Origin of the sequence: Streptomyces sp. AV19, assembly GCF_015999245.1 — a bacterium.
Lineage (GTDB): Bacteria > Actinomycetota > Actinomycetes > Streptomycetales > Streptomycetaceae > Streptomyces.
Genome location: NZ_JAEAMR010000010.1, coordinates 395,467 through 402,501, shown reverse-complemented (window position 1 = coordinate 402,501; position 7,035 = coordinate 395,467). Strand labels below are relative to the sequence as shown.

The window sequence follows — 7,035 nt, the reverse complement described above, 5'->3', positions numbered from 1 at the left end:
CCGTATCGCGGCTCCGCCGCTCGTCCTCAAACGCCGGACGGGCTGAAGTGCGCGCCCGGGCCGGATATCCGGTGCGGGCAATATCCGTGCGGGCGGTATCCGCGCAGGCGATATCCGGTGCGGGCGCGAAATGCAGCCCGCCCGGGGGTTGCCCCCTCCCGGGAGCTTGAGGACAGCGCCCGAAGGGCGCTTCGGGGCCAAGGGCGGAGCCCCCAGCTCCGGGGTCCAGGGGCGGCGCCCCGGTGGGGTGCAGGGGCGAAGCCCCGCCCGGGGGCGCAGGGGGCGAAGCCCCCACCCACCGCGCAGCAACGCAGCACCGGACCACAGCGGGCAGAACCCCCGCGCACCCCGCGAAGCGCGGTACCGGGGTACAGGGGGCGAAGCCCCCGGTCAACGCGGCGAAGCCGCGTTACGGGCCCGGGGCGGAGCCCCGGAAGAAACGGTGAAAGGGCGGGCCAGGGGCAAACCCACCCCACAGCCCCCCACCCCCCTCACCCCGACGCCGCCCCCGCCTCCGGACGCCCCGAACCCTCCGGACCCTCCGGACCCTCCGGACGCTCCGAGCGCTCCCGCCCCACATCCGCCCGCTCCAGGAAGCGCAACAACTCCACCGGGAACGGCAGCACCAACGTCGAGTTCTTCTCCGCCGCGACGGCGACGATCGTCTGGAGCAGCCGCAGTTGCAGAGCGGACGGCTGCTCCGACATCGTCGCCGCCGCCTCCGCCAGCTTCTTCGACGCCAGCAACTCCGCATCCGCGTTGATCACCCGCGCCCGCCGCTCCCGTTCCGCCTCCGCCTGCCGCGACATCGACCGCTTCATCGTCTCCGGCAGCGAGACGTCCTTGATCTCGACGCGGTCGATCTGGACGCCCCACCCGATGGCCGGGCTGTCGAGCATCAGCTCCAGGCCCTGATTGAGCTTCTCCCGATTGGACAGCAGATCGTCCAGATCGCTCTTGCCGATGATCGAACGCAACGACGTCTGGGCCATCTGCGACACCGCGAAGCGGTAGTCCTCGACGGCGATGACCGCCTCGGGCGCGTTGACGACCTTGAAGTAGACGACCGCGTCCACGCGCACGGTGACGTTGTCGCGGGTTATGCCCTCCTGGGCCGGCACGGGCATGGTGACGATCTGCATGTTCACCTTCCGCAGCCGGTCGACACCCGGAATGATCAAGGTGAATCCCGGCTGGCGCACCTCGGGACGCAGCCGTCCCAGACGCAGCACCACGCCACGCTCGTACTGCTTGACCACCCGAGCCGCCGCCATCAGGTACATCGCACCGGCGGACGCCGCGGCCACGACCGCCACCACGAGGTCTTCGACCATCACGGCCCCCTGTGTCCCAGGACAGGTGATATGTCCACGGTATTCCTCCGCAGGCAGGGGGTCGAGTCCTCGGGCGGGCCCGGGACCTCGGGGCACGGCCTCGGAAGATTCAGAAGAGGCTGACGCCGTACGCCTTGAGCGCGGGGACGACGGGCTGGAAGAACGTCGTCCCGCCCGAGCGGCAGTTGCCGCTGCCGCCGGAGGTCAGGCCGAGGGCCGTGGAGCCGGAGAAGAGCGCGCCCCCGCTGTCCCCGGGCTCGGCGCAGACATCGGTCTGGATCAGCCCGCGGACGATCTGGCCGTTGCCGTAGTTGACCGTGGCGTCGAGGCCCGTGACCTTGCCGCCGTGCAGTCCGGTCGTCGAGCCGCTGCGCTGCACGCTCTGCCCGACGGAGGGCGTGCCCGCGGAGGTGATGCGCCGGGAGCTGCCGTTGTAGAGGTTGACGGCGCTGGGGTGGGTCAGCGAGCCGTTGGTGTACTGCACGATGCCGTAGTCGGAACCGGGGAAGTTGGTGCCCGTGGTGGGACCGATGGACGTGGTGTGGCCGGAGTTGGTGTAGTAGGGCGGCTTGCCCTGGGTGCAGTGCCCGGCCGTCACGAAGTAGTAGGTGCTCCCCTTGCGGACGTTGAACCCGGCGGAGCAGCGCCAGTTGGGGGCGTAGACCGCGTCGCCGCCGGAAATCAGCGGACGGAGGGTGCCGGGGGTGCGCTCGATGCGTATCGCATCCGCGTCGGGGCCGGCGGCGCGTCTGATCTTCTCGATCCCGGCGGCGCCGACGGTCCGGTCGGCGGTGACGACGAGGGTGCGGGTGCGCTCGTCCACGACCCAGGAGGTGCCGGCGACGTCGGCGTTCTGCACGGCGGTGCCGGCGGAGGCGAGCCGCGCGGCGGTGCTCCCGGCGTCCCCGTCCGGGACCGCGGCGGCCCGACCGGCCCCGAGGGCGGCGGTGGTGGCGAGGAGGGTGGAGACGAGGGCGGCGGCGAGGTGGGTACGTCGCTTGATCCTCACGCGGATTCCTCCCGGGGGGTGGTGGGGAAGGGGCGGCGCGGGTTCCGTTTTAGGCGTGCCCCTGACAAACAAGAGCGTTTCCCGGGAGTATTCGGGGGCGGACGGTGGGGGCGCAAGGGAGGTTTTCGGACGGGGAGTTGTTCTGATTCGGCCCGTCTGGGGTTGCCCTCTCCGGGGAGTTCGAGGACAGCGACCGAAGGGTCTTCGGGGGCGGGGCCCAGCCCCTCGGGGCCGGGGGTCCCGCCCCCGGACGGCAACGGGAGCGACGCCCCTGCGGCGGGGTCCGGGGGGCGAAGCCCTGGCAGGGGGGTCCAGAGGCGCAGCCCCGGCAGGGGACCAGGGGGCAAAGCCCCGGGGGTCTGCAGGGGCGGAGCCCCGCCCGGGGGCGCAGAATGCCTGCCCCGCCCACCGCGCGGAGCGCGGGCCCCAGGCACAAGGGGCGAAGCCTCCCCACCCAACGCGCGGGCAGCGTGGGACCCGGGCCACAGGGGGCGAAGCCCCCGCCCACCGCACGAAGCGCGGAGCCGGGGCCCAAGGGCGAAGCCCCCGGTGAGGCGCAGGACGAAGCCCCGCCCAGGGGCGCAGCGGGCGAAGCCCCCACCCAACACACGGCAACGCAGAACCGAGCCACAGCGGGCAGAACCCCCGCCCACCGCACGAAGCGCAGTGCCGGGGCCCAGGGGGCGGAGCCCCCGGTCAACGCGGCGAAGCCGCGTTCCGGGCCCCGGGCGCCGCCCCGGAAGAAACGGTGAAAGGGCGGGCCAGGGGCAAGGTCACCCCCCCGTCCGCCCCGCCCAACAGCCGCCGGCGTAATCCCCCTTCCAACGAATACCGCCACGCCATTTCCGGGCCCGGGGCGCAGCCCCGGAAGAAACGGTGAAAGGGCGGGCCAGGGGCAAACTCACCCCCACAGACACCCCCTCACCGCGTCAACGCAAACCGCTCCCCCGCCTCCACCGCCACCGGCAACGCATTCCCCACCGGCGGAAACGGACAAATAAAATGATCCGCAAACGCACACGGCGGCAGCAACGCCCGGTTGAAGTCCACCACCACCCGCCCCTCCTCGTCCGGCACCGACGGATAGAGGAACCGGAACCGATAGCTGGACACCCCACTCGTCGCATCCGCGAAGACGACCCACAGCGACCCGTCCCCCTCCGCCCCCGCGTGCAGCACGTGCGACTCGCCGCCCAGCGTGAACGAGAGTTCACCGGCGACGCTCAACCCCCGCTCCTTCCCGTCCGCGTTCTCGACGGTCACCGTCCGCGTCCCCCGGCCGTACGGGCGGAAGCGCCCCTCCCGCACCCACCGCGCGTCGTGGTCGAAGGCGTCGATCCCGGCGAACGCCCGGCGCGCCGCCGAGCGGGGGTCGAAGTCGCGGACCGCCCACAGCCCTTCGCGCCGCATGACGAGCAGCCGCCGGTCGCCGAGGGCGACCCGGGCCGTCGCGGGAGTGCCGTCCGCGCCGAGCAGGGCCTGCCCGTCCAGGGCCCGGGGTTCGCCGTCCAGGCGGAGGCCGTCCTCCTCGGCGGCGGTGAGGAGGACGCCCCCGCCGGAACCGCCGGAACCGGAAGAGGTCCAGTGCCCGGGGATCCCGGGGAGCCGGCCGTCGGGGTGGTCGGCCAGCCAGTGCGTACCGGTGAGGGCGAGCGGCCCGTAGGGGGCGGAAACCTTCTCGTGGCGCCGCTCGCGCCACTCCTTCCACAGCTGTCGCGCGTCCCGTGCGTCGTCGGGAGTGGTGGTGCTCATGGCGGTCACCCTAGATCCCCGGACGGTCACGGAGGGTCCGGCCCTCCGTGACCGGGTGCACCTGTCCGCAGCATCGGCTCCGCCGCGCCGACTCCGCGGCGTCGGCGGTCACGCGGGCGCCCCACGGCCGACCGGACGGGGCAGGCCCAGGTGCTCGCGGAGGGTGGCTCCCGGATAGAAGCGGCGCAGCAGACCGCGGTGTTGGAGGACGGCGGCGGTGCCGTCCACGAGCAGCGGCAGGTCCCGCTCGGGGTCCTCGGGCCGGAAGTGGAAGCCGTCGGCGGCTCCGCTGGTGTACCAGAGGCCGACCTGGTCGGCGAGGGCGACGGCGTCCACGGCGGCGTGCAGGGCGACGGGGACGGACGCCAGGACGACGAGCCGGCGGCCGCCCGCCCCCCGGACGTGGGCCGCCTCGCGCAGCTCGTCGGCACCGGCGCGGAAGACGGCGGGGTCGTGGGCGCGTTCGGCCCGCAGGAGGACGACGTCGGCGTGGCGGGCGGCGGTGTCGCGGGCGGCCGGCGCGGTGGCGTCGACGACGGTGACGGGGTGGCCCTGCGGGGGCGGGGGGACGGCGGACGGGCCGTCGGCCGCGTCGTGGAACCCGGCGCCGTCCTCCCGGCCGTCCCACACCCGGGCGACGCCGTCGGCGACGGCGTCCGCCTCGCGCCACGCCTCCTCCCCGGCGGCGGGGACCGCCGGCCCCGCCGTCCAGCCGGCCCGGCCGCGGCTCACCCGGTCCAGGGCGGCGACGGCACAGGAGACCCGGAACGGCTCGGCGCGAGTGATGGCGACGGCGGCGACGAGGCCGATGCGTTCGGTGGCGGGGGCGACGCGGGCCAGCACGCCGAGCGCGTCACCGCCGCCACCGCCGCCACCACCGAGGGTGACGAAGTCGAACCTGCCGCGCTCGGCGAGACGGACGGCGCGGACACAGGACTCCGCCTCGTGGGTGCCGGACCGGTCGAGGGCGACGGCCAGGTGGAGCGGCCGGATGGGTACGGGCATGGGATCCCCTGAAGGTGAGTCAGGCGGTGCGCTCGCGTGCGCGGCGCAGCGGGGTGAGCACGGCACGGGCGGCGCGCGGTACGGACGTCCGGGCCGGGCAGGGCCGTGAACCGGCGTACGGGCGGGGCTCGTTGCCGGACAGCGGGTTTCCGGGCTCCCGGCTCCAGGATCCCGGGCCCCGGATGAGGACAGCGCGGGCACGGCAGAGCCAGTGGGTGCGACGCGGGCATGCTTCGGGCTCCGTGGATGCGGGATCGAACACGGAAATGCCGCGCGCCTTCACGTCCGGACCGCGCCCCTCAGCACGGCCGGACGTCGAGGCTAAGCCGGGATCGCGGCCGCCTGTCAAGGCTGTCCGCACTGTGGGCAGCGCGTCTCACCGCATCCCGGAAGGGAGTTGACGCCCTTCCGGATGACTGTTCCACTTGGCCCATGCACCTGGGGCAGCGGCTGGTCACACGGGGCCACATCGACTTCTGCCGGGTCTGGTCGGCGTCCTGTCCGGGCTGACCCCGCCCGTTCGCCCTGTTCTCCCGCGTTCCTTCACCGCGCCGCCGACTTCTCCCCTCAGCAGTCGCACCCACAACCGCAGTCACCGTCACAGCAGTTCCCGCAACAGTTGCAGCAGTCACAGCAGCCGTCGCAGTTGCTGCAATCACCGTCACCACAGTCGCACTTGTGGCACCAGCCCTCCCTGGGCTCCCCGTTCCACGGGTCGTGGTAGGGGTCGCGGCAGCACAACTGCCCCGTGCACAGGAGTCCCGTCCACACCGCACACCCCAGCAGCGGTCCGCGCTGCCGGCCCCGCCGCGGCGGCTCCGGCGGCGCGGGCGGCGGCATCACGGGCGGCGGGCCGAACGCCCCCTGCCGCTCCCGCCCATGACCGCCGTGACTGCCATGACTGCCATAACCGCCATGACCGCCGTGGTCATGGTGACCGTGCCCGTCGCGCACGGCGCAACCGCCGGTCGCGAAGGCGCGGTCGACGGCGCGCGGCAGTTCGTGCACGAGCAGCAGGTGCGCCAGCCGCCCCTGGTCCTTGCTCGCGAACTCGACGTCGTCCAGCGCCAGCCGCACCCCGTGCACGGCGTCGTCGCACAGCCGCCGCACCTCCGCGAGGTCCGCGCCCGTCGCGGCGATCGGGTTCCACGCGCCGGCGGCCGCGTCGTCCGCCAGGTCCTCGACGGCGTCCAGCAGGTGCGCGAGCCGCCCGAAGAGCCGGCCCGCCTCCTCCAAGGACGCCCTGTTCTCCGGCCGTCCGGCCAGGACGGCGGTGTGCCCGAAGGCCGCGGCGGTCGCCGTCTCGGTGGGCTCGGTGAGCACCGTCAGCGGGGTGCCCGGACCGGCCAGGGCCTCCAGGCCGGGCTGCCGCTCGACCGCGTCGACCAGCAGCGCGGTGTCGAAGCCGAGGCCCGCGCCGGTCCGGGCACCGGCCCGGTCCCAGGACCCGGCCACCTTGCGGGCGGCGGCGGCCACCGGCCGCCGGGCCAGCACGCCGTCGCCGTCGGCCGCGTGGTCGCGCAGCTTGGCCGAGGCGAGGACGAGCGAGACGGACGCGGCCAGCCGCGCGCCCTCCCCCGTCGCCACCGGCGCCGTGCGCATCCCGCGCAACGGGCACGGCCCCGCCGTACGCCGGCCATGTGCCGTGGACTTCCCCTGTGTCTGCGCCTGTGCCCGCTCCTGTGTCTGCGCCTCGACAAGGACGGATATCACCAATCCGTCATAATTCGTTGCTATTCGCGCGAACTGTCCGTGATCCGCCCTCAACGCCAGGCAGAGACCGCACAGATGAGCCATCCATTCCGTACGCATGCTCGTGGACAAGCGGTGCTGACATGGCCTGATGATTCCGAACAATTCCGCCCCCGTGTGGTGCCGAGCAACTGGCGCATCCTAGCCATAGGCTCGGTCCCGGCCGTTCGCGGCCGAGCGCGG

Annotated in this window: 5 protein-coding genes; all 5 read right to left on the bottom strand. The window is 73.8% G+C overall.

Going from position 1 to position 7,035, the window contains the following annotated elements; translation table 11 throughout:
* Nucleotides 1-491: 491 nt before the first annotated feature.
* The 5 genes from I5Q34_RS20240 to I5Q34_RS20220 all read right to left on the bottom strand — a co-directional run bounded on the left by I5Q34_RS20240 (nucleotide 492) and on the right by I5Q34_RS20220 (nucleotide 6,957).
* A complete protein-coding gene (locus tag I5Q34_RS20240; RefSeq protein WP_234429288.1) occupies nucleotides 492-1,334 on the bottom strand; it encodes a slipin family protein in 843 nt (280 codons plus the stop codon).
* A 109-nt stretch (nucleotides 1,335-1,443) separates the two neighbouring features.
* Nucleotides 1,444-2,343, bottom strand: coding sequence for a S1 family peptidase (locus I5Q34_RS20235; protein ID WP_199893726.1), 900 nt, complete (start codon nucleotides 2,341-2,343; stop codon nucleotides 1,444-1,446).
* 921 nt (nucleotides 2,344-3,264) lie between these two features.
* Nucleotides 3,265-4,095 carry a DUF1684 domain-containing protein gene (locus I5Q34_RS20230; RefSeq protein WP_199893725.1) on the bottom strand — a complete coding sequence of 277 codons (831 nt, stop codon included), beginning with the start codon at nucleotides 4,093-4,095 and terminating at the stop codon, nucleotides 3,265-3,267.
* Between the two features lie 108 nt (nucleotides 4,096-4,203).
* Complete coding sequence (locus I5Q34_RS20225; RefSeq protein WP_199893724.1) at nucleotides 4,204-5,100, bottom strand: LLM class flavin-dependent oxidoreductase; 897 nt, start codon at nucleotides 5,098-5,100, stop codon at nucleotides 4,204-4,206.
* A 567-nt stretch (nucleotides 5,101-5,667) separates the two neighbouring features.
* Nucleotides 5,668-6,957 carry a DUF5685 family protein gene (locus I5Q34_RS20220; RefSeq protein ID WP_199893723.1) on the bottom strand — a complete coding sequence of 430 codons (1,290 nt, stop codon included), beginning with the start codon at nucleotides 6,955-6,957 and terminating at the stop codon, nucleotides 5,668-5,670.
* Nucleotides 6,958-7,035 lie beyond the last annotated feature (78 nt).